Origin of the sequence: Thauera chlorobenzoica, assembly GCF_001922305.1 — a bacterium.
GTDB classification, from domain to species: domain Bacteria; phylum Pseudomonadota; class Gammaproteobacteria; order Burkholderiales; family Rhodocyclaceae; genus Thauera; species Thauera chlorobenzoica.
Genome location: NZ_CP018839.1, coordinates 3,679,198 through 3,704,888 on the forward strand (window position 1 = coordinate 3,679,198; position 25,691 = coordinate 3,704,888).

At 62.0% G+C, this 25,691-nt stretch carries 25 protein-coding genes and 3 pseudogenes; 12 read left to right on the forward strand and 16 right to left on the reverse strand.

All coding sequences use genetic code 11. The features are described from left to right. Positions 1-271: 271 nt before the first annotated feature. From Tchl_RS17220 to istA, 12 genes and pseudogenes are all read right to left on the reverse strand, one after another. Positions 272-1,042 carry a cyclohexa-1,5-dienecarbonyl-CoA hydratase gene (locus Tchl_RS17220; protein ID WP_075149451.1) on the reverse strand — a complete coding sequence of 257 codons (771 nt, stop codon included), beginning with the start codon at positions 1,040-1,042 and terminating at the stop codon, positions 272-274. Positions 1,043-1,055: 13 nt separating this feature from the next. Further along, positions 1,056-2,219, reverse strand: a complete 1,164-nt coding sequence (gene oah / locus Tchl_RS17225) for a 6-oxocyclohex-1-ene-1-carbonyl-CoA hydratase (RefSeq protein WP_232311621.1) — start codon at positions 2,217-2,219, stop codon at positions 1,056-1,058. After that, positions 2,220-3,287 (reverse strand): 6-hydroxycyclohex-1-ene-1-carbonyl-CoA dehydrogenase, encoded by a 1,068-nt coding sequence (gene had, locus Tchl_RS17230; protein WP_075149453.1) that lies wholly within the window; start codon positions 3,285-3,287, stop codon positions 2,220-2,222. A gap of 84 nt (positions 3,288-3,371) precedes the next feature. Further along, positions 3,372-4,235, reverse strand: a complete 864-nt coding sequence (locus Tchl_RS17235) for a 3-hydroxyacyl-CoA dehydrogenase family protein (RefSeq protein ID WP_198158972.1) — start codon at positions 4,233-4,235, stop codon at positions 3,372-3,374. Between the two features lie 12 nt (positions 4,236-4,247). Beyond that, entirely contained in the window at positions 4,248-5,018 is a 771-nt protein-coding gene (locus Tchl_RS17240) for an enoyl-CoA hydratase/isomerase family protein (protein ID WP_075149455.1), read from the reverse strand. Positions 5,019-5,028: 10 nt separating this feature from the next. Continuing rightward, positions 5,029-6,225, reverse strand: a complete 1,197-nt coding sequence (locus Tchl_RS17245; RefSeq protein WP_075149456.1) for a thiolase family protein — start codon at positions 6,223-6,225, stop codon at positions 5,029-5,031. 13 nt (positions 6,226-6,238) lie between these two features. Beyond that, entirely contained in the window at positions 6,239-7,081 is an 843-nt protein-coding gene (locus Tchl_RS17250) for an amidohydrolase family protein (RefSeq protein ID WP_083945271.1), read from the reverse strand. Between the two features lie 759 nt (positions 7,082-7,840). Next, positions 7,841-8,662, reverse strand: a complete 822-nt coding sequence (locus Tchl_RS17260) for an acyl-CoA dehydratase activase (RefSeq protein WP_075149459.1) — start codon at positions 8,660-8,662, stop codon at positions 7,841-7,843. A 3-nt stretch (positions 8,663-8,665) separates the two neighbouring features. Beyond that, entirely contained in the window at positions 8,666-9,475 is an 810-nt protein-coding gene (locus Tchl_RS17265; protein WP_075149790.1) for an acyl-CoA dehydratase activase, read from the reverse strand. A gap of 21 nt (positions 9,476-9,496) precedes the next feature. Beyond that, on the reverse strand, positions 9,497-10,663 hold the full coding sequence (locus tag Tchl_RS17270; protein WP_075149460.1) for a 2-hydroxyacyl-CoA dehydratase subunit D: 1,167 nt from the start codon (positions 10,661-10,663) through the stop codon (positions 9,497-9,499). A gap of 20 nt (positions 10,664-10,683) precedes the next feature. Beyond that, positions 10,684-12,021: a 2-hydroxyacyl-CoA dehydratase subunit D gene (locus Tchl_RS17275; protein ID WP_075149461.1), complete on the reverse strand. Its 1,338-nt coding sequence runs from the start codon at positions 12,019-12,021 to the stop codon at positions 10,684-10,686. Positions 12,022-12,212: 191 nt separating this feature from the next. Continuing rightward, a pseudogene (gene istA, locus Tchl_RS17280) lies at positions 12,213-12,929 on the reverse strand (IS21 family transposase); the annotation flags it as partial. A gap of 120 nt (positions 12,930-13,049) precedes the next feature. On the opposite strand from istA, the pseudogene Tchl_RS17285 reads away from it, so the two are divergent. Next, positions 13,050-13,226 (forward strand): annotated as a pseudogene (locus Tchl_RS17285) (IS66 family transposase); the annotation flags it as partial. 34 nt (positions 13,227-13,260) lie between these two features. On the opposite strand, the gene Tchl_RS17290 reads toward Tchl_RS17285, so the two are convergent. Then, positions 13,261-14,831, reverse strand: a protein-coding gene (locus Tchl_RS17290; protein WP_103893907.1) for an IS3 family transposase whose coding sequence is annotated in 2 segments (ribosomal slippage) — positions 13,261-14,399 and positions 14,399-14,831 — 1,572 coding nt in all. Because the reading frame shifts where the segments join, the coding sequence is not laid out codon by codon here. Between the two features lie 62 nt (positions 14,832-14,893). Between Tchl_RS17290 and Tchl_RS17300 the strand changes: the two are divergent. From Tchl_RS17300 to Tchl_RS17870, 5 genes and pseudogenes are all read left to right on the forward strand, one after another. After that, a pseudogene (locus Tchl_RS17300) lies at positions 14,894-15,204 on the forward strand (transposase domain-containing protein); the annotation flags it as partial. Continuing rightward, positions 15,204-15,461: a hypothetical protein gene (locus tag Tchl_RS17305; RefSeq protein WP_075149464.1), complete on the forward strand. Its 258-nt coding sequence runs from the start codon at positions 15,204-15,206 to the stop codon at positions 15,459-15,461. The pseudogene Tchl_RS17300 and the gene Tchl_RS17305, both read left to right, overlap by 1 nt. Before the next feature lie 194 nt (positions 15,462-15,655). Beyond that, positions 15,656-15,985, forward strand: coding sequence for a TetR/AcrR family transcriptional regulator (locus tag Tchl_RS17310; protein WP_075149465.1), 330 nt, complete (start codon positions 15,656-15,658; stop codon positions 15,983-15,985). A gap of 72 nt (positions 15,986-16,057) precedes the next feature. Continuing rightward, positions 16,058-17,143, forward strand: coding sequence for an IS5 family transposase (locus tag Tchl_RS17315; protein ID WP_075146924.1), 1,086 nt, complete (start codon positions 16,058-16,060; stop codon positions 17,141-17,143). A 245-nt stretch (positions 17,144-17,388) separates the two neighbouring features. After that, complete coding sequence (locus tag Tchl_RS17870; RefSeq protein ID WP_157110126.1) at positions 17,389-17,709, forward strand: TetR family transcriptional regulator C-terminal domain-containing protein; 321 nt, start codon at positions 17,389-17,391, stop codon at positions 17,707-17,709. 354 nt (positions 17,710-18,063) lie between these two features. On the opposite strand, the gene Tchl_RS17325 is transcribed toward Tchl_RS17870, so the two are convergent. Further along, the gene (locus Tchl_RS17325; RefSeq protein ID WP_075149467.1) at positions 18,064-19,035 is read right to left on the reverse strand and encodes a YcjF family protein; all 972 of its coding nucleotides are present in this window, start codon (positions 19,033-19,035) and stop codon (positions 18,064-18,066) included. 231 nt (positions 19,036-19,266) lie between these two features. Between Tchl_RS17325 and Tchl_RS17330 the strand changes: the two genes are divergently transcribed. The 6 genes from Tchl_RS17330 (at position 19,267) to can (ending at position 24,660) form a co-directional block, all read left to right on the forward strand. Then, positions 19,267-19,926 carry a PepSY domain-containing protein gene (locus tag Tchl_RS17330; RefSeq protein ID WP_075149468.1) on the forward strand — a complete coding sequence of 220 codons (660 nt, stop codon included), beginning with the start codon at positions 19,267-19,269 and terminating at the stop codon, positions 19,924-19,926. A 59-nt stretch (positions 19,927-19,985) separates the two neighbouring features. Next, on the forward strand, positions 19,986-21,305 hold the full coding sequence (locus Tchl_RS17335) for a ferredoxin reductase family protein (RefSeq protein ID WP_075149469.1): 1,320 nt from the start codon (positions 19,986-19,988) through the stop codon (positions 21,303-21,305). Between the two features lie 123 nt (positions 21,306-21,428). Then, positions 21,429-22,295, forward strand: a complete 867-nt coding sequence (locus tag Tchl_RS18195) for a response regulator (RefSeq protein ID WP_083945272.1) — start codon at positions 21,429-21,431, stop codon at positions 22,293-22,295. A gap of 10 nt (positions 22,296-22,305) precedes the next feature. After that, positions 22,306-23,298 (forward strand): ATP-binding protein, encoded by a 993-nt coding sequence (locus tag Tchl_RS17345; protein ID WP_332307177.1) that lies wholly within the window; start codon positions 22,306-22,308, stop codon positions 23,296-23,298. Positions 23,299-23,368: 70 nt separating this feature from the next. Next, positions 23,369-23,875, forward strand: a complete 507-nt coding sequence (locus Tchl_RS17350) for a hypothetical protein (RefSeq protein ID WP_075149471.1) — start codon at positions 23,369-23,371, stop codon at positions 23,873-23,875. A gap of 137 nt (positions 23,876-24,012) precedes the next feature. Then, entirely contained in the window at positions 24,013-24,660 is a 648-nt protein-coding gene (can, locus tag Tchl_RS17355; protein ID WP_075149472.1) for a carbonate dehydratase, read from the forward strand. Between the two features lie 36 nt (positions 24,661-24,696). Here can and Tchl_RS17360 read toward each other — a convergent pair whose 3' ends face one another. Both Tchl_RS17360 and Tchl_RS17365 read right to left on the reverse strand, forming a co-directional pair. Next, entirely contained in the window at positions 24,697-25,008 is a 312-nt protein-coding gene (locus tag Tchl_RS17360; RefSeq protein ID WP_075149473.1) for a hypothetical protein, read from the reverse strand. Between the two features lie 3 nt (positions 25,009-25,011). Then, entirely contained in the window at positions 25,012-25,629 is a 618-nt protein-coding gene (locus Tchl_RS17365; protein WP_075149474.1) for a cytochrome c oxidase subunit 3 family protein, read from the reverse strand. Positions 25,630-25,691: the final 62 nt, after the last annotated feature.

A 25,691-nucleotide genomic window follows, 5' to 3' on the forward strand; every position in this document is an offset into this window, starting at 1 on the left:
CACAAGCCTCAGCACATTATTTTTCTGCTGCCTGATCTGCAGCCCTGAGCGCCATCTTTTCATGGCCCGGAGCCCCGGTATGCAGACCCTCGGAGCGCACGCTGCGTCATTTTCCAGCTTCCACGTATTCGTCGTCCTTCCAATGCAGCGAAATGCTCTTGAGAGGGAGCGTTTAACGACCGGGTTCGCATCATGGCGAATCCACCGCACACAGCCGCACCGCTGGCTGAGCACTTACGCTGCGCGGGTCGTCGTCTTCGTGTAACACGTGTTAGCGGTTTTTCCAGCGTGGAGGCCGCTTTTCCTGAAAGGCGAGCAAACCTTCGAGTGCATCATCGCTATTGATGAGGTCTTGCCCACATACCTTTTCGAGTTCGTCGAGGCGTTCCATCACACGCCGGGTCATAGCCCCGCGCGCCGCCTTGACGGCGAAACGAAGTGCGTTGGTGCTGTGCGTGGCCAGGTGTTCATCGAAATAGGCGAGCGCGGCGGCCACTGGGTCTTCTGCCACGCTGTTGACAAGGCCGAGCCGCATCGCCTCTGGCGCTGAAACGCTGCGCCCGGAGAACAGCAAGTCGTCGGCAGCACCCTGGCCGATGCGCTCGGGGAGAAGACAACTGGCGGCAGGTGCAAAGAGACCCAACTTGATTTCGGGCTGACCGAATCTTGCATCCTCTGCCGCGAAGATCAGACTGCCTGCAAGGGCGACCTCCATTCCCCCACCCAGACACTGGCCGCGCACCGCGACCAGTATCGGGCGCGGGAAATCGAGCATTCGCTTGATTAGGCCGTGAAGTACCGCCAGCATTCCTGTCATCTGATCGGGGAAATGCTCCTCGATGCTCGCGCCGAAGCTGAAGTGCGGTCCAGCATGCTCGAGCAGCACTGCTGATAGATTGTGGTCCTCGGCATGCACCTTGAGCGCCTGACTGAGCGCTGCGATCATTTCAGCATCGACAATATTGGCTTTAGGACGGTTGAGCCGAAGCCGCAGCAGCTTCGCGCCGCGGTCAAGCCCGACTTCAAGCGGTGTGTCGGTCATCTCTGGGGTCTCCTCAGTTTCTAGCGTGGGGCATCAAGTTGTCGATCAGATCAGGCGTCCACGGGGCGCCCTTGGCAAGGGCCTGCCGCAGAGCCACGAAATCGATTTCGCGCCCCGCTTCCTTGCTACCTTCGGCAAAAGCGCGAAAACCGGCGCAGGCTTCGGTCATCATGTTCAAAGCAAGCCAGGCGCGGTTGTCTTCCTTGTTGCGGTTCCAGGCCTCGATCTTGGGTTTGCGCAGGGCTTCGAGGCTCTTGGTCAGGCTATCCGGGAACATGGTTACGAACTTGGCGCACAGTTCTTCGACCTTGGCATCAAGCAGGCTCAGGTCGACCTCGCCGCGAGCGAGAAGCGCCTTTCCCTGCAGGAGCGCTTCGCCAGTCTTGGGCTCGCCCAGAACCAGTTCGCCGAACTCGTCGACGCAACGGTCGGTGACCACCAACGGATTGGGTACGAACTTGCCGTCCACCTTGAGGGCCGGCACCACGGCAGTGATCATGCCGAGGCGGCGCGCCTTGTGGGCCGAGAGGGACTCGCATAGCGTGCCTACCGCGAGTGCGGCTTCCGCACCGATCATCACCGGCAGGAAGTCCGTCGCCCCGCCGATCATCGCCCCCCCGTGCTTCGGACCGGCAAGCCCGAACAAGGCCAAGTCCTGGGCGATGGTGAAGTCGCAGGCCAATCCCAGTTCCTGAGCGCCGCCGGTGCGCATGCCATTCACCCGGCAAATCACAGGTTTCTCGCACACCATGACCGCCGACACCGTATCATTGAACAGACGCATGAATTGGCGGAATTCCTGCGGGTTGCGGGCATAGTAGCGGGCAAAATCCGTCGCGTTGCCGCCGGTGCAGAACGCTTTGCTGCCGGCGCCTGTCAGGACGACGCTGACGACATCCCGAGCGTTGCTAGCTGTCTTCAGCGCCCACTGGATGCCCTTGAGCATGTCGACGCTGTAGGAGTTGAACTGCGCCTGATTGTCGATGGTGATCCAGGCGTGGTAGATACCGGGGGCCAGGTCGCCGCGCGGCGTTCTCGCGGGGCGCTTTTCATGGACGACGCCCGGCACTACGACGTCGGGAGCCACGCAGTGATCGGTCAACTGCCTGGGTGCCGTGTGGCGCGCAACAATCTGGTCAGTAACGCTTCTCATGGTCGATTCTCGAATAGCATTCATCTAGGGAACCAGCACTGCCCGGCGCACCAAGCGGCGGTCGTGTGCCGCCTGGAAGACCTCGTTGATCTGGTCCAAGGGCAACTCTTCCACGAACGACGCGATCTTCACCTTACCCTCCAGCACAAGGTCGAGGGCAGGCACGTAGTTCTTGAGCAGGCATCCCCAGTTGCCGAGCGCGCGGGCGTGCAGTGCCATGAAATTGGAAAGCCGCACCTCGACCTTGTCCAAGGTGAAGCCAACCACGCAGAGGGTGCCGCCGCGCACCAGCAGGCTGAAGGCGCTTTCCTGGCCGGCGCGGGTGCCCGAGCACTCGAAGATGGTCCATTCGATGGGGCGCAATCCGCGCTCCCGCGCAAACGCCGCGATGCGCTTCTTCTGTTCGCGGCTGTCCACTTCCCGCGCGTTCAGGGTTAGGGCGGCACCGTAATCGGCAATCATTTTCAGCTTGGCCGGATCGACATCGATCGCGACGACTGTCGCACCCATCGCGCGGGCAATCTGCACACAATAACCCCCTACCCCACCGACGCCGTTGACGATCGCAATGTCGCCCGGCCCCAGGCCAGATTGCAGCACTGCCTGGTACGGCGTAGTCACGGCATCCGCGACCACGGCCACCGATGCCAGCGACAGCCCGACATCGCGCAACCGCGATTCGTCGACCGGCACGAGACCTCGAGCTGGCACCCGGATATGCGTGGCGAAACCTCCATCGATATCGTTGCCAGGCATCTTTTCGTTGCTACAGAGAGTGCCCTTGCCACGTTTGCAAGGATCGCACTCGCCGCATTGAAACATCGCCGGCACGATGACCGCGCGACGCATCCACTCGTCGGCACCCTTGCCGGTCGCCACCACATGGCCGCTGATTTCATGGCCAAGCGTCAACGGCAGCGGATGATTTGTGCGTACCCCGTCGTAGTAGAAACCGAGATCAGTGTGACAGACGCCGCAACCGGCCACTTCGACAACGACCTCGTCCGGTCCTGGAGCGCCCGGGTCGAACATTTCCCTTTCCATAGGCTGGCCGACCGCCTTCATCACCCAGCGATATGCTTGAATCGCCATGAAAGACCTCATCAATACTATCTGTATAGGATGTTAAATATTCCAAAAAAACATAGCCCGCTTTCCCTGCCGGGCGCGTCGCGATTACTTGGCTTTGTCGTCCCCGTAGATATAAAAACCCTTCCCGGACTTCTTCCCCCATTCGCCACGCTCGTACATGTCCTTCAGAAGGCGGTTAGGTTTGGCCGATTCGGCCCTAGTTTCTTCATATTCATCCATACGTGCAAGATACGACACGTCGATTCCGGTCGTATCGAGCAGGCGCAGGGGCCCCATCGGGTGCCCAAGCCCCTTGGTCACGGCAAGATCGATGTCCTCGGCCGAGGCGTAACCCTCCTCGTAGAGGCTAACCGCCTCACGTGTCAGCGCCCGGAAGATGCGGTTGACGATGAATCCCGGGATTTCCTTGCGCAGCACCACCGGGGTTTTGCCGATGCTGCGGCAAAACGCTTGCACCTCTTCAATGATCTCTGCCGGCACGGCGGGATGCACTACGACCTCCACCAGTTCCATCACGAGTGCCGGGTTGAAGAAATGTATGTTTAGCACTCGCTGCGGTCGCGCAGTGACTTCGGCCAAGCGTGAGCCCCGGATATTCGAGCTGTTGGTGCCGAAAATCGTCTGCGGCGGACAAAGTCGATCGAGTGTGCGGAACAGTTCAGCCTTCGGTTCGAATTTTTCGACGATGGCTTCAATGATCAGATCAGCATCGGCGGCAGCGGCCAAGTCCGGCGCCAACTCGATATTGCCGAGCGCCGTAGCCCTCTGCTCGCTGCTGATGCGCCCCTTGGCGACGCGCTTGTCCAAATGCTCTCGAACGAAGTCCGCCGCCTGCTCCAGACCTTCCTTGCGGCTGTCGTTGAGTACCGTTTTCAGGCCGTTGAGTGCGCACTGGAGCGCGATCTGCCGCCCCATGGCCCCTGCCCCGATGACCGCGATCTTTTCCATGACCATATTCTCTCAAGAGTGCGCCGGCTTACGCCCGGAAAATTGGGAGACGCCTTCCTTGCGTTCCTTCGCTGCGTAGCAACCATTGGATATGTCGATATCGAACGATTCGGAATGCTCCATATCGAGCGCATGATCCATGCAGCGCTTGGCACCTCGGACGGCCACTTGGACGTTACCCCGGATGCGTTGCGCCATTTCCAGCGCCTGCGGCATCAGTTCCTCGCCGGAGACGATACGGTTAATCACCCCCATTCGCTCCGCCGCGACCGCGTCGAAGGTGGATGCTCCCAGAATAAATTCCTTGGCTCGTGCAGCGCCGATTAACTTGGGCAGCTTGCGGCACCCCCCCGCCGCCGGGATCAAACCCCATTTCACCTCAGGCAGGCCGAAGGTCGAGCGCGGCGTGGCAAATATCAGGTCGCAGGCCAGTGCGATTTCGAAGCCCCCGGCCAAGCAATGGCCGTCGACTGCGGCAATGGACGGTTTGCGCCTGGCCTCAAGCTCGCTGTACATCGGAAACATCTCTTCAAGGCGCAAGACGGCGGCATCCTCGTCGCTCAGGGTCTGGCGCTCCTTGAGGTCGATGCCGACACAAAAAGCCTTGCCGCCCGAGCCAGCGACGATGACCACATCGACTGCCTCGTCGCTCTCCACGTCCCGAATCGCAACGCGCAGCTTGCGCACCATCGCGCGATTGATGGCGTTCATGGCCTCAGGGCGATTGAGCGTCAGGATCGCAATTCCGTCGCTCCGCTTTTCCAGCACGATTTCGTTTGCCATGGCCGCCCCATCAAGATTCGCGGCGGATCACGATGGCGGTGGTGACCCCGCCGCCACCGCAGATCGACGCTACGCCCAGTTCGCCGTTCTCGCGCTGCAATATGTTGCCGAGCGTCATTAACAACCGTGCACCGGACATACCTGTCGGGTGGCTGAGAGCAATCGCCCCCCCGTATACGTTGACCTTGGCTCGGTCCCAGCGGAGCGCGCGCTCGTTCGCCAGCACCTGTGCAGCGAATGCCTCGTTGACCTCAATGAAGTCAATGTCGCTCAGCGTCATGCCTGCCTTTTTCAATACCATGGGAATCGCACGACCGGGCCCTTCGCCCATGTAGGCAGGCTCTACTGCAGTCTGCGCCGACGCCACCAGGGAAAACATGGGCGAGCGTCCCAGGGATTTGGCGATAGCGCGCGTGGTCAGCACGATTGCGCAAGCGCCATCGCCCATGCTGCAGGCGTTGCCTGCCGTCACGCTGCCATCCTTCTTGAAGACCGGTTTGAGCTTCGCCAAGCTCTCCAAGCAGGTGTCTGGCCGAATCGCCTCGTCAAGCGAAAGGGTCACTTCGTCCTGGGTTCGTGTTGCCGGCAACGTCACAGGAACAATCTCGCTCGCGGTGAACCCGCCTCGCTGCGCCTTGGCCGCTCCATCGTGCGAGGCGAGCGCAAACTCGTCCATTTCCTCGCGGGTGATGCCGTACTTGGACACAAGATTCTCCGCCGTCATGCCCATGCCACAGCCGCACAATGGATCGAACGTATCCGCCCAGCCGTCAAGCAGGGTCTTGTCACCGAGCTTGAACCCTTCCCAGCGCACGTTCTTCAGCAGGTACGGCATAGTGCTCATCGACTCCATGCCCCCGGCAACAATGAATCGAGCATTACCGCTGGCAAGCTCCTGGGCGGCGAGCATCACGGATTTCATGCCCGAGGGGCAGGCCATATTAACTGTGAAGGAAGGCGCTTCAACCGGGATGCCACCCTTCACCGCCGCAGTGCGCGCAGGGTTGGGACCATTTCCCGCCTGCCGACAGTTGGCAAAGATCATCTGGTCGATCTGATCGCCGGGCAGTGCGGCACGCTCAAGAGCCGCCCTAATAGCGATCGCACCCAGCTCCCATACAGGAACTTCGCGCAAGCTGCCGCCAAAACTGCCAAGCGGTGTGCGAGCGACGCTGATTGCAACAATATCGTTTTCGCTGGTCGTCATTTCTGGTTTCCCGCTACAGCCCATACACGGCCGCAGCGTTCCCGTGCAGGATCTTCTGCGCCACCTTTTCGCTCAGGCCGAGTTCGTTCTTGATGCATGCAATGGACTCGCCATGCAGGACGGCCGGGTAATTCGTCCCGTAGATGACCTTGTTCTGCCCGCGGGTCTTCATGAACTGGATCAGGGTGGGCTCAAGATATTTTGGATAGTGTGCATCGATGCCTAGATAGACGTTCTCGTGCTTCCAAGCGAGCGAAATCATCTCCTCCGTCCAGGGCCATCCCGTATGGGCGCCGATCAGCTTCAGCTCGGGAAAATCAAGCGCGACGACATCCAAGTGGATCGGACGGCCCAGTTCATTAGGCATATGTTCAGCCGAATGGCCTACCTGCATGGACACAGGAATACCCAACTCAACGCATTTGGCGTACAAGGGGTAGTAGAGTCGATCATTTAGAGGAATGCCAAAACCATACGTGTGAATGTAAACGCCCTTGAACCCGAACTCCTTTACGGCCCGCTCTACCCTGCGCACGCTTTCCATTTTTTGCAGGGGATTGAACCCGCACAGGCCTACCAGGCGATCTGGATATTGACGGACTACAGCATGCACTTCTTCCTCAGTGATGTCCCAGACCATGGTCTTTTTCTGATAGGACATCATGCGGATCGCGGGGATGAACGCCTTGTCGAGACCTGCCTCATCCATCATGGCAATGAACTCGCCGACAGACTTGCCCTGGATGCGCTCTTCCATCTTCCACCACTTGATGAGCCGTAGCATTTCCGGCTGTCCATACCACCACTTGTCGATGGCTTCCGGCGTAAACAGATTGCAGTGAAAATCGATTGCCATGTTTCCTCCTTTGGTAACCGCCAACAAATTTCGTTATCGCCGGACACGCCCGTCCGCTCGGCGGATCACTGTCTTCATGCATCAGTTCGCCTCCAGGACGACAAACGCACACGCACTCCGTGAACTCTTGACTTCACTCGTACTCTGGTACACACCTTCAAGCACCTAGTCGTCATGCCTCTCTGCCAACCGTGGCGGCAAGCCAATCTCAACTCGCGCAAGCCCAGAGATAAAGCGCACACCGCCAATGCCCTACGTTTTATACTATACAGCTGGTTTGTTTTGTCAACGCACTGTCCCGTATTTTTATTGCAACGCATAACGGTGTGCTCAACCCCGTGTCGTCATCCGTCGGAGCTGCTCGTCATAGCGGGCTTGAGCTCGCTACGGCGGCCGGCCAAGGTCAGACTCCCTCCCCTTTAGACCACCATGAACGAATATAGGGACAACAAAGTTATATATCACCTCGACTGCTTAACGAATACAGCTACAGAATCACCGAGCATTTCTTTGCACCCCGCACAGTTATCGCTTAAGGCGTGAAGGTCGAGCGGTTCCGTTCGAACCTCGAAACCCAGTTCCAGGTAAGAATCAGTGATCTGGCGCAGTTTGGGCTCATTAGCGTTGCAACGCCATTCCCAGCCATGCTCCTTGAGCCCAATGCCTACAGGCAAGCGGCAGCCAAGAACATTGCCTGTGGGTGGGTGGCAGTCAACAAGCCGTTTCCCATCGTCCACTTGGCGGACAACTAGCACTTTTTTACGCCGCTCTTCGATCGCCACCGGAACCTCTCAGCTTTTTCAGACGAAGATGGCCAAGGATGGCGCAACCCAGTGCGGCGGTGAACTGCGGCATATCACCTGATGCGACATTCGCACCCAAATTGAGCTCATCGCGAATCGCCTTGGCCATTACGCCCCAGCGCATAATGCCACCGACCAAAGTAATTTGAGACTCAACATTGATACGCTTGAGCAACTGTACACTGCGCTTGGTCAGCGACATGCCCGCGCCGTACATGATGTCTTCGGGCGGCACGCTGTTGCTCAAGTGATTGATAACCTCCGACTCGGCAAATACGGTACAAACCCCAGAAATGGAGGCAGCTTCCTTAGCGCTGTTCAATAGTCCGTCAATGCCGGCCGTGTCATAGCCCATGTAACGCACGGTCTTTTCAAGAAACATGCCGGTACCTGACGCGCACTTGTCGTTAAGGCGGAAGGTTCGGACCTTATGAAAACCGTCAAGGCGACTCGCCTTCATGGTCTGACCACCAATATCAAGCACTGTACGCGTCTCAGGAAACAGAAAGACCGCGCCCCGGGCCGTCGCGGTCAAATCTGTAACCTGCAAGTCCCGGCCGGAATACTGGTAGCGACCATAACCAGTGGTAATACAATAGGCCAGATCGCCCTTATTGATCTTGGCTTGTTCGGCCGTCTCGTTGACCACCAGCTCCGCAGCTCCCTGCAGATCGGCGCCTGTCGGCCTCATATGATGAGCTACGATATTGGAGTCTTCGTCCAGCACAAGCCCTTTTATATACGTGGAACCGATATCCACACCAATCGTATAGACCATAGTTCAAGCCTCTTGTGTCGCCGACTTCTCGCCGGCCTGCAAACTGCTAAGAGCAAAGAGCGCAGCTCCCAGTGCCCCCATGAAATGGCTGTCGTCGCTTACGTTAAGTTTCATACCGAGCTTTTCTTCCAGCGCTTTGATCATGCCGACGTTCTTAGCCACCCCACCAGTGAAGGTGATCTCAGAGGCAATACCTACGCGGCGCAGCAAGCCGATGGCACGTGCGGCGATAGACTGATGTACGCCCCATAGAATGTCTTCCACCTTTTTGCCTTTTCCGAGCCATGACAAGACCTCAGCTTCAGCAAAAACGGTACACGTAGTGGAGATGCGAACAGGCTTCTCAGACTTGAGCGAAACCTGGCCAAGTTCTCCAAGCGGAATGCGCAATGCATCGGCTGCAGCACCCAGAAAACGCCCGGTACCAGCCGCGCATTTGTCGTTCATGCAGAAATCAGTAATTTCGCCATTGGGAGCCACCCGGATCGCCTTAGTGTCCTGCCCCCCCATGTCAATCACCGTCTGCGTACCCGGGAACATGTGGGACGCACCGCGTCCGTGGCACGAGATTTCGGTGACCTGGCGGTCACCGAAGGTAACCTTGTAGCGGCCATACCCGGTTCCGATCACATACCCCACGTGCGACCGCTTGAGCTTCGCACTGGCAAGCGCCTGTTCAAAGGCGCTATGTGCAGCCTGGATGACATCGGCACCCGTAAAGATCAGGGCCCGGCCAACAATTTCCTGATGCTCGTTTAGGATAACCGCCTTGGTCTGGGTGGACCCGACGTCCACACCACCTGTATATTTCATGCTTGCTTCTCCCATCTGCGATCAATCGAACATGATGTTTTCAACGAAGGTCTCTAGCTGGATCGCCAACTGGTCGAAGGTATTCTGATTCTCCTCGAATTCTGAAATGAAATAAGGGATCTTGGCCTCCTCCAACGCCTTCGAATAGGCGACCTGCTCCTCTAGACCCGGCTCACACATCTTGGCCGAAGCAAGGATCACCGTTTCAGCATCAGCGTTGCGCACTCGCTCTAGGAGCATGTGCTCCTTCGGCTTGCGCTGGTCGTGCTGTACCGGGCTATAGGACGAGTGATCGATATATGCATCGGCCAAATCGGCAAGAGCATCGCCTGAGTCGACCACGTCTTCGACAATGAAACGAAGCCCGATAAAGACGTCGTCGTCCACGACATAGCATGAGCGGGTGATTGTTTGAAGTAGATCGAACGGCGGGGTTTCGCAGAATCCCCCCTCAAGCACGACCCGCATCTTGTCCTGCCGACTCGCCTGCCGATCCAGGATCATCGGAATGACCGCTTCCAACAATTCGACAAATTCAGACCGCGGCAGAATACCTGCCAGGCCGACTAGCGCCATCGACTCATCCGCCCCCAAGAGCCAGGGTTGATTCTTGCGAATAACGTAGAGATCGCGCATGAGACGGCGCGAATGGTTATAGAGATTGACCGACGCGCGCAGTTCCTGTTCAGTAATCTTGCGCCCAGCGACTGACTCGATATCTCCAAGCAACCGTCGGTATTCATTCGCGAGATAGCTCTTCGAATGCTTTGAGTTCGGGTTCTGCGGCAAGTACAAAATTTGACATTTGTAGTCAAAATTTCGCCCCCAAATCGGTGCGAGGTTGCGCGCCGCATCGCAGATCGGATGGGTAACAAACAGATCCAGTTCGATGTTCTTTGTAAGGGCAATATCGAGGGAAGTCTTGATAATAGAGCACAGATATGACCCAAAATGAGACTCGGATTCATTACCGTCCGTCTGAGCACCACAGATACGTACGGGCAATAATCCAGCGGCGTGCGCGATCTCTTCCGGGAAATACACCTGAAAGTGACCGATGACACGGCCACCGTCAGCACGCCAAGCTTTGACCGTGGGATATGCCGGATCTTCGACCAACTCACGGCAGAGGTCGAAAATTTGTTCGAGAGGCTTGCCCTCCCAACCGGTGAAGTATTTCTTTGCCATTGACTACCCCATTTCTCTGGTTAGGCGGACGCCGCCTGTTGCTGACGACGGGAAATGAGACCTTCAAAAAAGGCATCCACGCGATTTCTCATCGGCGCTTCCGCCACGACATCAGGGTCAACCAGATCCGACTCAATAAATAACGTCGGCAGTCCCATTTCGTTCGCAACAATGCGGCGCATGTCGGCCTGCCCAGTGGAGACAGTTCGACAGCTCTTGACCGGATGGAAGACTACGCCGTCAAGCCCGAGCTCCGGGGCCAGTTTCTTTAGGTTATCGGACTCGTGAAACACGCTATCAGAGCCCGACGCATGCATGATCAGTTGCCCTTCCGCATAGCTGTCGATCGGGTCATTAAGGTCGTACTGATAACCGGTCAAGGCACCTGTTGAGGCAAAATCGAGGTACGACGAATATACGAATATGCCTCCCCACCTGGAGAACATCTCATTGAATTGCCGATAGATTGGATAACAAGGTGTGCCGACGAGAGCGAGACGGAAACTCTGCTTCATAGGCACGGTACCTTCAGTTCCCTTATCCAGCGCGCCAATACCATGCACGACGCGATATTCGAGTTCTTCGACAAGGTCCTTGAAGTACTTACTGGCAACCTCGGTTCCACGCAAGGCGTTTGCAACACCCATGTAAATGTTTCCATCCGTCACCGCATTGAATACCGCAGGTTTATTTCTGTTGAGTTCAAGCACTCGCTTCAAACCAGCGTTTACATCATTCGAAAACGCGAGAATTTGCCGAAATTTATCGATATCGAATTTCTTACCGGTAATCCTCTCGCAGACGCTAATAGCTTCCTCGATCTGCCCCTTGAGATAGGCTTTTTCATACTCAAATTTCTGCGTACCGCGTTTCGGCTTTTCTCCGGCTGAGCGCGTCATCGGGTAATCGAGATTAATTGTCGGACAGTTGTATGTCCGTTCCCAGATCTCACCCCACTTTATAAAAGTATTGCAGTAATTATTGATCATTCCGATTTTTGGTTTTGGGATTTTTCCCATCGGATGCTCGCCATTTCGGCGCTGAAGTGCAACACCGATTTTCACGTAGCCGCAGATATCAGGCGAATATCCATAATCTTCTGCATTATTGATATAGTCGCGGGAAACATTCCGAAATGCGGTCTGAAGTGAATTGATTTCCGGAAAAGTCGCAGGAATATCGAAGGTTCGAAGAACCTCGATCACATTGCCCGCGATAAAGCAGTAGGCAGCTCCCTCTCCTCGCTTGGCGACCTCCGTCAAACTGTCAAACCAGTCTCGGAACAAACGTGCACCGTCGTACACTCCTCGCCCGACAAGGACTTTTCCTTCGCCGGTCATCTGGGTCGCTAAAGTCATTTGACGCTCTCCTCCTTACTTATTTAATGGAAACGCGCTGCGATAGCTTTCCACGTTCACTTCCGCCCTGATACCGTCAGAGCGTCGAGAGACGCATATCCCCGCAGCTCTTCAACCTCGACTAGCATACTGACTGGCTAGTATTTCACAACAAGGTCTGGCTGTTGTCAACGCCACTTTGCGGATGTCTTACCCTTTTCCCAACCACTGGCCACGTTGCAGAAGTCCGGATCGAAGAGGTAGTGCGAGCACATCGCATAAAAACGCGCATTGACCACCCGGCCCTTGCCCTTCTTGACCTTGTCGACCGCGGTTTTCATGTTGTCGTAGATCCCGCGCCGGGCAATGCCGCCGAGTGCCTTGAAACTCCTCGTGTGCGCACCGAACAGCATCTCGTGGGCTTGACTCGGGTAGGCCACCAGCACGAACGCATGGCTCGCACACAGTTTCAGATGCGCCACCTGCAGCTTGCACCACACCCCACCGATCACCAGCCGCTCCTCGCTCCAGTCGAACTGAAACGCCTCGCCCAGTTCGAACTTCAGCGGCACGAAAGCCCGCCCCGGGTCGTTCGTCCCCTTGCGGTGCCGCCAGTCGCGGTTGAAATCGGTCAGGATCGTGTAACCACCCTCGAAGCCTTGTGCCTTCAACTGCGCAAGCATCGCTTGGGCCGTCCGCCGCTCCCGTTTCGGGCGGCGGGCATCGGCTTCCAGCCAGCTCACCACCGTGGCATCGAAGGCCGTGAGTTTGCCCGGCGCCTTCGTGCGACGGTAACGGGGCGCCGCCGCATTGGCCTCCTCGAGCCACTTCCTCACCGTCGTGCGCGACAGCCCCGTGCGTCGCGCAATCTCCGAGCGGGACAGCCCGTCCCGGTAATGCATCCTTCTGACCTTGCCCAGCATTTCCATGGTGATCACCTCTGATCCTCTGCCGCAAAATGAGGCAGAGAGGTTAAACACCCTGGTCAGTTTTCAGCCGGAATTCACCCCTCTACATGGACAGTTTTCGGCCGGCGCCAACACGGCCTGCTGTACACGGTGGAAGAGTCGATTCGCGGCAAACCGCCCGAACTGCGCCGGGCGGAGCGGCAGGCGCGCGCCGGCCCCGTGCTGGTCGCGCTACGCGCCTGGCTCGACGCCCCCCTCAAGCAACTCTCGCAGAAATCGGCGCTGGCCGAGGCGATCCGCTATGCGCTCGCCCGCTGGGAGTCGGAACAAGTCAAGATAGTTGTCGCCTGATTCATGCGACCAAACGCCCTATGTCTTCAGCATGCGCATGCTCGCGAACGACGTCGTCGCGCTCCGGATTGAGCGTGACCGCGCCGACTGGCGTCCAGTCGCGTGTCCCACGGGACCAGCGAGCAGGGTTGCGCTCTCGGGCCTGGAGGTACGTCTGATGCCGTGCCGCCAGGATCGCGGTGTCCTCCCGCGCGTGTCGCTGCCCCGGCGTGACGTAGCGGATGCCGCTGTGGCGATGCTCGAAGTTGTACCAGCGCACGAAGTCGCGTCCCCAGAGGCGGGCGTCTTCAAGGGTGGCGAAGCCGCGCACCGGGAATTCGGGGCGGTACTTGGCCGTTTTGAAGAGCGACTCGACGAAGGCGTTGTCATCAGAAACACGAGGGCGTGAGTACGACGGCTTGACGCCCAGCCAATGCAGCATGGCGAGCACCGTGGTTGCCTTGAGCGTGCTGCCGTTGTCGCCGTGGAGCACGGGCTTGTCGGTCATCGCGTGGAGGCCTTCGGCCAGCGCGGTGCGCTTGAGCAGGCTCACCGCGTGGTCGGCGTCGTCGGCCTCATGGATCTCCCAGCCGACGATCTTGCGGCTGTAGAGGTCCTGGATCAGGTAGAGGTAGAACCAGCGTCCCTGCACCTGCGTCGGCAGGTAGGTCATGTCCCAGCACCAGACCTGGCCCGGCGCGGTGGCCACATGCGTAGTCGGCGTACGCGAGCGCTGAGGCGCCCGGGTGCGGCCCCGGTGACGGGTTTGCCCGTGGGCACGCAACACACGCTGGAAGCTCGACTCGCTGGCGATATAGACGCCTTCGTCAGCGAGCGTCGGCACGATCCGCGCCGGCGGCTGATCGGCGAAACGCGGCTCGTTGGCCACGGCCAGGACGCGGGCGCGCTCCGCCTCGGTGAGCGCATGCGCGGGCGTCGGGCGTTCGGCCAAGGGCCGGCGGTCGCCTACATGCAGGCCATCCTCGGCCTTCCAGCGTTGCAGGGTGCGAACGGTGATGCCGGCGACCTCGCACGCCGGGCGCAAGCGCGCACCCGCTGCGTGCGCGGTGTCGATGTGGTGGACCATCATTTGGCGATCTTCCAGGCCGATCATGCGTCCTCGTCCTTGTCCTTCGGAAAGATCGCCTCGAGCTTTTTTGACAGCACCAGCAGCGCGGCGGCTTCGGCCAGGGCCTTTTCCTTGCGGCGCAGGTCGCGCTCGAGTTCCTTGATGCGGCGCCGGTCGGCCTTCTTCTCGCGGTGGCTGATCCGCGCGGCGTCCTCGGGGTCGGCCAGCGCCTGCGTAGCCGCTGAGCGCCATTGCTCGAGCTCCTGCGGATACACCCCGTTCTCGCGGCACCAGGCGCTCTTGCTGGCCTCGTCCATCGCGGCGGTGACCAGCACCGCCTCGAATCGGGCCGGCGCTGTCCAAGCCCGCTCGCGAGCGGGCTTGGACAGCGCATCCGCGCGCCACCGCTCCAGCGTCGCCGTTGAAATGCTCAGTTCGCGGGAAACCGTCTCCACCGATGCGCTCTCCGGGGGCAACAACCGTGCTACCGCTTTGTCCTTGAATGCTTGTCCGTATCTGGCCACTTCGTTCTTCCGTTATCGCCCTCAGGTTTCAGATTCTATCGAGGCGACAACTATCTTGACCCAGAGGGGAGTCGCTCGTGCGCTACAGCACCGATGGGCGCATCGAGATCGACAACAACGCCGCCGAACGAGCGCTGCGCACGGTCGCCCTGGGGCGGAAGAATTTCCTCTTCTCGGGCTCGGATGCGGGGGCGAGCGCGCGGCGGCAATCTACAGCCTGATTGGCACGGCCAAGCTCAACGGCCTCGACCCCGAGGCCTACCTGCGTCATGTGATCGGGCGCATCGCCGAGCATCCGGTCAACCGTGTCGATGACTTGTTGCCGTGGAAGGTCGAACTGAAGGTGCTGGCTCCCGAACAGAACTCCGCCTGATGAAGCAGTCCGCCGCCGACCCGCTGGCAATGCTGAAGAACGTGGATTGGTTGATCTCGAATGGTGGCGAGATCACGCTCGGCGCGTTCGGTCCGGTCGAGTGTGCCGCCTCCGCGAGTGACGAGAGTGATTACCTGGCGATGCTACAGCGCCGCGACGGGGAATCCCTCTACCAGCTTCTGACCCGCCTAGATGCCGCCATCGCCCGTACATGGGGCGCGGGCGAGTTCACCGACGAGATCAACCCGGACTGCTGAAACTCAAGCAAGACGGCGCTCGTCGGACGCTTACGATATAACGACATAGCCTTTACCCACCACGACGGTGTGAATTCGTATTACTCCCTTAAAATGCTCTCGCCAAAAATGTTCAGAATGCAGCGTTCTCATTTAAAATTGCAAACCCCTCTGAAGTGACGAGGGGCAACTCCATTGGAACATCTCCAGACATCATGAGAAAGCTGAACAAGAAGGAAGAGCAGAGGAAGGCCAGCACCGAGAATATACTCACCTGCGCGCTCGATCTTTTCGTCAAAAATGGCTACCGTGCGACGACGATCGACATGATCGCAGCAAGAGCAGGACTGACCAAGGGCGCGATCTACTTCTACTTCAAGACCAAAGACGCAATCATGCTGATGCTCCTTGGGGAGGCAGAAAAGTACATTGTTGATCCGATCGAGGAGTACATGGCGAACGAAGGGCCGCACGCTGACGCCAAACTGGTGAAATTCATCAATACGCAAGCACTCCTCGGGGTGACTAACAGGATGTTGATTTAATAGGTTTTCCAGCATCCATGCGGGTTGTGAGGCTGATATAATTACATCTGCATTAAGAAACTGATTATTCTCATGCGCGGCATCGACCATAAACAGAACGCCCTGTTCAGCTACGTCAATATCGAAGACCGCATTGACCGGGATCATCCGTTGCGCCGGATCAAAACGCTGGCCGATATGGTTCTGCGCACGATGTCGCCGCAATTCGATGCGTTGTATGCCGATGGTGGCCGCCCGTCGATTGCACCGGAACGCTTGTTGCGGGCGTCGCTGTTGCAATGTCTGTTTTCGATTCGCTCGGAGCGTGCGCTGGTCGAGCATATCGATTTCAACATGATGTTCCGGTGGTTCGTCGGCATGACGCTGGACGAGCCGGTCTGGGATCACTCGACGTTCAGCGCCAATCGCGAGCGGCTCCTCAAGGAGAGCGTGATGCGCGAGTTCTTCGGTGGCGTGGTGGCGATCGCCGAATGGGCCGAGCTGGTGTCGGACGAGCATTTCAGTGTCGACGGCTCGCTGTTGCGGGCGTGGGCCTCGCACAAGAGCATGATGGCCCGGGACGGCTCCGACGAGCCGCCCGGACCGGATCAGGGACGCAACCCCGAGGTGGACTTTCGCGGCAAGAAGCGCTCGAACAAGACGCACGTCTCGCGCACCGACCCGCAGGCCCTGCTCGCCAGCAAGGGCGGCGGCGTGGCGTACCTGAGCTACACCACGCATGCGTTGGCCGAGAATCGTCACGGTCTGATCGTCGATGTCCACACTACGACCGCCACCGGAACCGCTGAGCGTGAGGCGGCGTTGGTGATGGCCAGGCGCAGCATCAAGCCCGGCAATTCGGCGCACAAGCCGACGCTGGCGGCCGACCGGGGGTACGACACCGCCGAGTTCATCGCCGCGCTCGAGCCGCTGGGCATTGCCCCGCATGTCGCGGCCAAGGTCAAGGGCAGCGCCGTGCCCAATGAGGTGAAGTCGTCCCCCGGTTACGCGGTCAGCCTGCGCCGACGCAAGATGATCGAAGAGGCCTTTGGCTGGGCGAAGGATATCGGCACGCTGCGCCATGCGATGGCGCGTGGGCTGGATCGAATCCGTGCGCATGCGTTGCTCAATTTCTCGGCTTATAACCTGACGAGATTGGGCAATCTGCTGGCGCCGTAATTCGCGGGCGCCCTGGCGCCCTGCGGATGGGAAACGTTGTAGTCGAAAAACCATGTCTTTGCGGCGACAGGAGCGCTGCTGATTTGCGGTAGCACAATCGACGGAAAAGTCAGCTTGAATCGGCATGATCACGGGGAAAGCGGGCGATTTTCAAAGTCGATTTTTCCCCGGGGACTGGAAACCGAAGGTGAACCCGAGATTTTCAACACCCTGCTAAGCCGCAGCATGTCCTATTGCTTATTCTTGTGTCTATCGATTTTTCCGGCGCCGGAGATGAAGTTGAGAAAAGGGCTAAAGCCATCTACCGTCGGATGTATGGGCACATCGAACAGTTGATTGCACAAGGCCAAACCGAAGGGGTATTTCGGTCTGATTGCGGTAGCGATGAGCTGGCGTCAATTGTGATGGCGGCCCATGACGGAGTACTCATTGAATGGTATCGGAGACCCAACGAACTAACGGGAAAGACCCTTACCAAAGCATTGAGATCGGTACTCCTCAATGGCTTGATTATGGAAAGCAAAAAAAACCTCACGATCGAAGCCGCTCGCAAGAAAGCGCTCTAATAGCAGGACCTCCGCACTCGAACACTATGCGCCAGCACTCGCTAAGCAACTGATACTAAAGACACTCATCGCTAAGCCTGAATTCCAGTGAGCAGAAAAGGGACCAAAATTCGCTGGCTTCGACTAAGAGAAACTTTCAGGCGACACCGCCCGGCGCCTTGATTTTATTGATTAAATACATGGGTACATTATGCAAACAGAGTGCGTAAACCCTGATGCCTTGGCCTGTACAAAATTTGTGTAAAATGCTATTGATTTGGACGGGTAGCTGCCCACTCGAAAATTCCAAGCCCGTAGCTGCGGCAGCCCCCCCCCCCACCCCCCGCGATACGGAGTGTGGGCGAGACGCTGTCGTCAGGAGGCGCGCAGTTCGGCGGTGAGCTTGCCCAGGTCCAGCGTGCGCGCGCGCTGCTCGATCTCGCCCGCGTAGTTCGCCTGCAGGCCGCGCGCCTGCTCGAACAGGCGGGCGAACATCGCCTTCAGGCCGGCGGCGTCGAGGCGGCGGCCTTCGCCGTAGTAGTGCAGCGCGACCTGGCCGATGGCGTAGGTGGTGGCGAAGGAGAACGCCGAGCCGGTGGCCTGGCTGCCGATCGCGCGTCCGAGCTTGCCGAAGGCCTTGCCGAGGAGGCCGCCGACCAGCTTGCGCCCGAGCTGCTCGATGTACTGCCCGGTCATCCCCACCCCGGTGGTGGCGAGGAAGTCCTTGATGTGGCCGCGATCAAGCTCGTAGCCGTGGGCCTTGCCGATGCGATAGACGAGGCGGATCTGCAGCGGAATGATCGCCATCGAGGCCATCGACTGCGGCAGCAGCTCGAGCGCGCCGTTGAGGATCGAGGCGTTGAGGATCATGCGTTCGAGCTCGCCGCGGTCGATGGCGGCGGACGCCGGCCCGGGCGCCGCGCCCGCGGCCTCGGCCTCCGGCGCCGCGGTCACCAACACCTCGGTCACCGGCGCCTGCGCCAGCGCTTCGGCCTCCTCGACGAAGCGCCCGGCCGCGCCGCGCTCGAGTCCGAGGAGGGCGGCGAGACGTTCGAGGAAGGCAGCTTCCTGGGGGTTGCGGTTGCCGTCGGCCTCGCACACTCCAACCGCGAGTTCGAAGGCGAGCTGACGCAGCGCCGCGCTGTCGAGCTCGGCGACCACCGCCTCGAGGCCGAGACGGCCGAGCAGCACGTCCTGGTACAGCGCGATGAAGTCGATCTCGGCGTCGCGGCCGAGCGATTCGGCGACCTTGCGCACGTGCTCACGCTCGCTGCCGTCCTGGGCGCCGTCGGCGAAGGCGGCCATCAGGCACACGGCGATGATGGAACGGGCTTGCTCGGGGGTCATGGGGGGCTCTCCTTTTCGATCGGTCGTCAATCGGCCGCCGGATGCGCAGTGCGCACAGGCGCTCCAGCGCCCTGCGCAGCTGCGTCACCGGCGCCGGCCGGAGGCGAAAGTATGACCCGAAACATGAACCGGAAATGAACGCGCGCTTCAGCATCGGTTCAGACCCGCCGGCGCAGGATGGCGCCACGGTCGAAGGAAAGACCGCGATCCACACCAACCGGAGAAGCCATCATGCGTGCCACCACTCTCATCACCACCCTCCTCCTCGGCGCCGGCATCCTCGCCGGTGGCGCCGTGCTCATCCCCGCCCTCGCCCAGAACGGCACCGGCAGTGCCATCGGCATTTCCGCCGCCACCGGCCAGGACGGCTGGCTGACGCTGCACGAGGTCCAGCTCAAGCTCGAAGCCCTCGGCTATCGCGAACTGACGAAGATCGAGCGCGACGACGACAAGTACGAAGTCAAGGCCATCGATGCGCAAGGACAGCGGGTGGAACTCGACGTCGATCCGCTCACCGGCGCCATCCTCGGCACCGAAGTCAAGCGCAGCAAAGGCAGCCGCAGCGACACCGAGCAGGCCTCCTGGCTGACGCTGCACCAGGTCCAGGTCAAGCTCGAAGCCACCGGCTACCGCGACATCCAGGAGATCGAGCGCGAACGCGACCACTACCAGGCCAAGGCCACCGATGCCCAAGGGCAGCGGGTGAAGCTGGCGATCGACCCCCGCAGCGGCGACGTCCTCGACACCGACGTCAAGCGCAGCCGGGGCGATGACCGCCGTAGTGCGGACGAGCCGCGGACCCGACTCACCGTCGATCCCTACAGCGGCGACGTCATCGAAGGCACCGCCGCCGAGCGCGCCACCAACCCCACCGCCCCCGCCACCAAGTAAGCCGCCCCCGCGGGGCGCCGCGCAACGCCGGCGCCCCGCCTTTTTCTGGAGCCACTGCCATGATTCCCGCCCTGTCGGCCTTCATCGGCCTCATCGTCCTTGCCTGGGGCGTGGGTGTCCCCGCCCTCGACTCCGCCGCCGGCGCCCTGCCCTGGGCGGTGCGCGAGCAGGCGCTTTACCTCAGCGGCCTGCTCGCAATCGGGCTGATGTCGCTGGCGATGGTGCTCGCCACCCGCCCGGCCTGGCTGGAACGCCCGCTCGGCGGGCTGGACCGCATTTTCCGCATGCACAAGTGGGCCGGCATCCTCGCCGGCGTGTTCGCCGCGCTGCACTGGCTGATCGAGCTGTCCGACGACCTGATCAAGTCGATCTTCGGCCGCGGCGAGCGCCCGCACGAGGAAGAATTCGGCGGCCTGCTCGACAACCTGCGCGAAGCCGGCGAGGAGCTCGGCGAGTTCGCCATCTACCTGATGCTGGCGATGGTCGTGCTCAGCCTGCTGAAGCGCTTCCCGTACAAATTCTGGCGCCATCTCCACCGCGCCATGCCGGTACTCTACCTGATGCTCGCCTTCCATGCCGCGGTGCTCGCCCCGGTCGAATACTGGACCCAGCCCGCGGGTGCGCTGCTCGCCCTGCTGCTGGCTGCCGGCACGGTCGCTGCGGCGCTGTCGCTGGGCGGGCGGATCGGCCGCGAGCGCCGCGTGCACGGCGTGGTTACCGCCGTGTCTTCGCCCGCGCCCGACGTCACCGAAGTGGAATGCCGCCTCGACGGCGACTGGCGCGGGCACCGTGCCGGGCAGTTCGCCTTCGTCGGCTTCGAGCGCTTCGAAGGCGCCCACCCCTTCACCATCGCCAGCGCCGACCGCGGCGACCGCACGCTGCGCTTCCAGATCAAGGCCCTGGGCGACTACACCCGCCGGCTCTCGAGCCGGGTCGCGGTCGGACAGGCGGTCACCGTCGAAGGCCCCTACGGCCGCTTCGTCCTCGGCCGCCACGACCGCCAGGCGCGCCAGATCTGGGTCGCCGGCGGGATCGGCATCACCCCCTTCCTCGCCTGGCTCGAGACCCTGCACACCCGCCCGGACGAGGCGCCGGCCGCCGACCTGCATTACAGTACCCGCGATCGGGCCCACGACCCCTTCGTCGCCCGCCTCGAAACCCTGTGCGCCGGACTGCCTGCGGTGACGCTGCACATCCACGACAGCAGCACGGACGGCCTGCTCACCGCCGAGCGCCTGTCCGCGCTGCACGACGCGCGCCAGCGCGCCGAAGTCTGGTTCTGCGGGCCGCGCGGATTCGCCGAGCAGCTGCGCGCGGGGCTGGCCCGTGCCTGGGGGCGGCGGCTGCGCTTCCACCAGGAAGCGTTCGAGCTGCGCTGAAGCCGCGCCTGCCGCGCTGCGGCCGCCGAGGCGGCTGCGGCGCGGGGCGGACGCCGGACCGCAACCGCGGACGCAGGGTGCGAAGGACCGGTGGAAACTACTGCGCAAGAAAGGACGGCAACGATGAAGATCCTGCTCGTCGAAGACGACGAACTGCTCGGCGATGGCATCCAGGCCGGCCTCGAACAGGCCGGCTTCACCGTCGACTGGGCGCGCGACGGCAGCGCCGCGGCCCATGCCCTGGACACCGGCGCCTACCAGGCGGCGGTGCTCGACCTCGGCCTGCCGCGCCTGTCCGGGATGGACGTGCTGCGCCGCGCCCGCGCCGCGGGGCTGCAGCTGCCGATCCTGATCCTGACCGCGCGCGACGCCCTCGCCGACCGTGTCGCCGGCCTCGATGCCGGCGCCGACGACTACGTCGTCAAGCCGTTCGAACTGGCCGAGCTGCAGGCCCGGCTGCGCGCCCTGGTGCGACGCGCGAGCGGTAGCGCGGCACCGCTGCTCACCTGCGGCGCGCTGCAGCTCGACCCCGGCCGCCGCCAGGTGCGCTTCGGCGGGCGCGCGGTGGCGCTGACCACACGCGAGTTCGCCATCCTCCACGCCCTGCTGCTGGGCAAGGGCCGCGTGCTGTCGAAGGCGCAGCTCGAAGAGCAGCTCTACGGCTGGGGCGAGGAAGTCGGGAGCAACACGGTGGAAGTGTTCATCCACCACCTGCGCCGCAAGCTCGCCCCCGGGCTGATTCGCACCGTGCGCGGCGTGGGCTACCTGATCGAGGACGAGCCCTCTCAAGAAAACGCAGGGCCGCCCCAAGTGTTCTTGTCCCCCTCGGGGGCGGAAACGGCAAAGCTGTTTCCCGGGGGCGCTCATGACCCCATTTCGCCCCTCCCGCCCGCCTTCCCTGCGCCACCGCCTGATCGCCCTGCTGGCGGCGGCCGTCCTGCTCGCCTGGGGGGCGACCGCGGCCTTCAGCTACCTCGATGCGCGTCATGAGATCGACGCCATGCTCGGCACCCACCTCCCCGCCACTCCCGCCACCGAAGCGCTGCACGCCGCGCTCGCCGAGAGCATCGCCCGCCACCTGCTGCACCCGCTGCTGTTCGCCGTCCCCGGGCTGGCGGTGGCGATCTGGCTCGCCGTCGGCGTCGGCCTCGCCCCGCTCGGGCGCTTCGCCGGCGAAGTCGAGCAGCGCGCGCCCGACAACCTCGCCCCGCTCGCGCTCGCCCGCGTGCCGCGCGAGGTCCTGCCCCTGCAGCAGGCGCTGAATGCGCTGTTCGCCCGCCTGCGCCAGTCGCGCGAACTCGAGCGCCGGTTCACCGCCGATGCCGCCCACGAGCTGCGCACCCCGCTGGCGGCGATCCGCACCCAGGCCGAAGTGGCGCTCAACGCCGACGACGGCACCCAGGCCCGGCGCGCGCTCGCCAACGTCGTCGGCGGCGCCGAACGCGCGACCCGGCTGGTCGAGCAGCTGCTGACCCTGGCCCGCCTCGACCCCCAGACCGCCCTCGAACGGCCGCAGCCGATCGGCCTGCGGGCGCTGGCACGCGACGCGGTCGCCGCCCAGGCGCCGTCGGCCGCGCGCCGGAACATCGACCTCGGCCTGCTGCCGGGCGACGAGCGCACGGTGCACGGCGACCCGCTGCTGCTCGCGGTGCTGCTGCGCAACCTGGTCGATAACGCCGTCCGCTACACCCCGCCGGGCGGGCGCGTCGATCTCGCCGTCGAGGAGGCGCACGCGGCGCGCGGCGGCTATCCGCTGCTGCGCGTCACCGACAGCGGCCCGGGAATTGCGCCCGCGGCACGGGAACAGGCCTTCGAGCGCTTTCACCGCGGCTCCGACCGCCGCGAGGAAGGCAGCGGCCTGGGGTTGTCGATCGTGCGCCGGATCGCCGAACTGCACCGCGCCACGCTCACTCTCGATGACGGCCCCGGCGACCGCGGGCTGACGGTACGGGTCGGCTTTCCGCCACCGGAGGACGGATCGGCGCCACTTTAAGGGCGGTTTAAGGCGGCGCGCGGATACTGCCGCCTGCGCCCCCTGAAACGGCGCATGACACGGAGGAATCATGAAATTTCAAGTACACGCATCGGCGCTCGCCGCCGCCCTCGGCCTTTTCTTCGGCAGCGCGGCAGGCGGTGCCTGGGCCGCTTCGGCGACCCCGCAGGCTCACACCCACGCCCCCGCCGCCAACGCCAACGCCACGCCGCAGCTCGATCATGGCAAGAAGTGGGCGATCGACGCCCCCCTCGCGCAGGCGATGGCGAACATCCGCAACGACATCGCCGCCCGGCTCGAGGACATCCATGCCGACCGCCTGCCTGCCGCCGGCTACCAGGCGCTGGCGAAGCGGGTGAATGGCGAAGTCGCCTACATGGTCGAGAACTGCCGGCTGAGCCCGGCAGCCGACGCCCAGCTCCACCTCGTGGTAGCCGATCTGCTCGAAGGCGCCAGCGCGATGGAAAACGCCGACGGTCGCCACCAGCCGCGCGCCGGCGCGGTCACCGTGATCGGCGCGCTCGACAGCTATGCGCGCTACTTCGACGACCCTGGCTTCAGGCCGATCGCGCACTGAAACCGGGCGGCCGGAGCCGGCCGCGACCGTGGAACGGGAATTGCATGCGCATGCTGCAGATGCGCTGACAAACTGGGAAGCGCTCCTTCATAATCCCGCTGTTTGTCCACACTCCCGTCCTCCACCGGCTGATCATCATGGCCCAGTCCATCGAACACCTCTTCGCCAACAACAAATCCTGGTCCGAGCGCATGCAGGCCGACGATCCGGAATATTTCGCCCGCCTGGTCACCCAGCAGAGCCCGGAGTACCTGTGGATCGGCTGCTCCGACAGCCGGGTGCCGGCGAACCAGGTCATCGGCCTGGCGCCGGGCGAAGTTTTCGTCCACCGCAACATCGCCAACGTCGTCGTGCATACCGACCTCAACGCCCTGTCGGTGATCCATTACGCGGTCGAGATCCTGCGCGTGAAGCACATCCTGGTGGTCGGCCACTACGGCTGCGGCGGCGTGCGGGCGGCGATGCACGACAACCGCACCGGGCTCACCGACAACTGGCTGCGCCACATCCAGGACGTGCGCGACCGCCACGACGAACGCCTGGCGCGCATCGACGACACCACCGAGCGCCTGAACCGCCTGTGCGAGTTCAACGCCATGCACCAGGTGGTCAACGTCTGCCAGACCTCGATCCTGCGCGAGGCCTGGCAGCGCGGCCAGAATGTCACCGTCCATGGCTGGTGCTACAGCCTGCACGACGGCATGGTGCGCGACCTCGGGGTCAGCGCGCGCAGCCGCGAGGAAGCCGTCGAGCGCTACCGGGACGCGGTCGAGCGGGTCGGCTGAGCGCCGGCCCGATCACGCTTCCCCCGGCGCGGCGCGCTAGCGTGCCGCGGTCAGCCCTGCCAGCTGGGGGCCGAACCAGGTCGTCAACACGAGGGCGAGCGGCACGCCGAGAAGGAAGATCCGGATCACCCAGGCGATGAACGGGTGGGTCTGGTGAGACTCGATGAAGTACCTCGCCACCACCCAGCCCTTGAGCCAGATGATGGCGGCAAGCGGAAGCTGGACCCAGGAAGCGGGGCCCAGCCAGCGCACCAGCCACAGGCTGAACACGGTCATGGCGACGAGGAACAGCCAGGCGAGGCCGAGCGGAAGGAGGGCCGTCGACGGCGCGGAAGAGTCGGTTCGCATGGCTCAGGGCAGCACGTAGCAAAGGGCGAAGATGACCAGCCAGATGATGTCGGTGGCGTGCCAGTAGCTCGCCAGCGCTTCCAGCCCGTCGTGGTTTTGCGCCGAATAGGCGCCGATGGCGTGGCGTCCCAGCACCCACAGGATGCCGAGGATGCCCCAGAAACCATGAACGAGATGGGTGAAGGTCAGGTAGTAATACACGGTGAAGAAGATTCCCGACCCGCCGTCGATGCCCTGGGCGAGGTTCCAGCGGATCTCGAGCAGCTTCGCCAGCGGGTAGCCCAGCGCAAGGACGAGCCCGCCGACGAGAAAGGCGATCGACCGCCCCCGCCGGCCGGCGCGGATCGTGGCCACGGAGCAGGCGATGAGGAAGCTGCTGCTGACCATCAGCAAGGTGATCGCGACTCCGGCGGTGGCCGACAGCCGCGGCGCGCCGTCCTCGAAAGCCTGCGGGAAGTGCGCCCGGGCGACGAAGTAGACCGCGAACAGGACGAGGAACTCGACGAACTCGCAGGTGATGCCGACCCAGATCCCGGCGTTGCCCGGCACCCGGCCGGAGGTACGGCCGATGCCGCGCTCCGCGTCGCCTGCGCGGTATTCCGGTAACGCTGCCGATGTCATGCCGATCCGCCTTTCCGTCGATCCCCGATTCCGCATTATTCGCCACCCGGCCGCCGTTTCAC

Excerpts from the sequence above, each read along its gene's own strand:
- Tchl_RS17315 (WP_075146924.1), top strand. The coding sequence starts at position 16,058 with ATGCGCGGCATCGACCATAAACAGAACGCCCTGTTCAGCTACGTCAAT.
- Tchl_RS17335 (WP_075149469.1), top strand. The coding sequence starts at position 19,986 with ATGATTCCCGCCCTGTCGGCCTTCATCGGCCTCATCGTCCTTGCCTGG.
- Tchl_RS17305 (WP_075149464.1), top strand. The coding sequence starts at position 15,204 with ATGAAGCAGTCCGCCGCCGACCCGCTGGCAATGCTGAAGAACGTGGAT.
- Tchl_RS17245 (WP_075149456.1), bottom strand. The coding sequence starts at position 6,225 with ATGACGACCAGCGAAAACGATATTGTTGCAATCAGCGTCGCTCGCACA.
- Tchl_RS17310 (WP_075149465.1), top strand. The coding sequence starts at position 15,656 with ATGAGAAAGCTGAACAAGAAGGAAGAGCAGAGGAAGGCCAGCACCGAG.
- Tchl_RS17350 (WP_075149471.1), top strand. The coding sequence starts at position 23,369 with ATGAAATTTCAAGTACACGCATCGGCGCTCGCCGCCGCCCTCGGCCTT.
- Tchl_RS17270 (WP_075149460.1), bottom strand. The coding sequence starts at position 10,663 with ATGGCAAAGAAATACTTCACCGGTTGGGAGGGCAAGCCTCTCGAACAA.
- Tchl_RS18195 (WP_083945272.1), top strand. The coding sequence starts at position 21,429 with ATGAAGATCCTGCTCGTCGAAGACGACGAACTGCTCGGCGATGGCATC.
- Tchl_RS17220 (WP_075149451.1), bottom strand. The coding sequence starts at position 1,042 with ATGACCGACACACCGCTTGAAGTCGGGCTTGACCGCGGCGCGAAGCTG.
- Tchl_RS17345 (WP_332307177.1), top strand. The coding sequence starts at position 22,306 with ATGCTCGGCACCCACCTCCCCGCCACTCCCGCCACCGAAGCGCTGCAC.
- Tchl_RS17250 (WP_083945271.1), bottom strand. The coding sequence starts at position 7,081 with ATGGCAATCGATTTTCACTGCAATCTGTTTACGCCGGAAGCCATCGAC.
- Tchl_RS17325 (WP_075149467.1), bottom strand. The coding sequence starts at position 19,035 with ATGACCCCCGAGCAAGCCCGTTCCATCATCGCCGTGTGCCTGATGGCC.
- Tchl_RS17365 (WP_075149474.1), bottom strand. The coding sequence starts at position 25,629 with ATGACATCGGCAGCGTTACCGGAATACCGCGCAGGCGACGCGGAGCGC.
- Tchl_RS17260 (WP_075149459.1), bottom strand. The coding sequence starts at position 8,662 with ATGGTCTATACGATTGGTGTGGATATCGGTTCCACGTATATAAAAGGG.
- Tchl_RS17360 (WP_075149473.1), bottom strand. The coding sequence starts at position 25,008 with ATGCGAACCGACTCTTCCGCGCCGTCGACGGCCCTCCTTCCGCTCGGC.
- Tchl_RS17275 (WP_075149461.1), bottom strand. The coding sequence starts at position 12,021 with ATGACTTTAGCGACCCAGATGACCGGCGAAGGAAAAGTCCTTGTCGGG.
- Tchl_RS17330 (WP_075149468.1), top strand. The coding sequence starts at position 19,267 with ATGCGTGCCACCACTCTCATCACCACCCTCCTCCTCGGCGCCGGCATC.
- had (WP_075149453.1), bottom strand. The coding sequence starts at position 3,287 with ATGGCGATTCAAGCATATCGCTGGGTGATGAAGGCGGTCGGCCAGCCT.
- Tchl_RS17235 (WP_198158972.1), bottom strand. The coding sequence starts at position 4,235 with ATGGAAAAGATCGCGGTCATCGGGGCAGGGGCCATGGGGCGGCAGATC.
- can (WP_075149472.1), top strand. The coding sequence starts at position 24,013 with ATGGCCCAGTCCATCGAACACCTCTTCGCCAACAACAAATCCTGGTCC.
- Tchl_RS17265 (WP_075149790.1), bottom strand. The coding sequence starts at position 9,475 with ATGAAATATACAGGTGGTGTGGACGTCGGGTCCACCCAGACCAAGGCG.
- Tchl_RS17240 (WP_075149455.1), bottom strand. The coding sequence starts at position 5,018 with ATGGCAAACGAAATCGTGCTGGAAAAGCGGAGCGACGGAATTGCGATC.
- oah (WP_232311621.1), bottom strand. The coding sequence starts at position 2,219 with ATGAATGCTATTCGAGAATCGACCATGAGAAGCGTTACTGACCAGATT.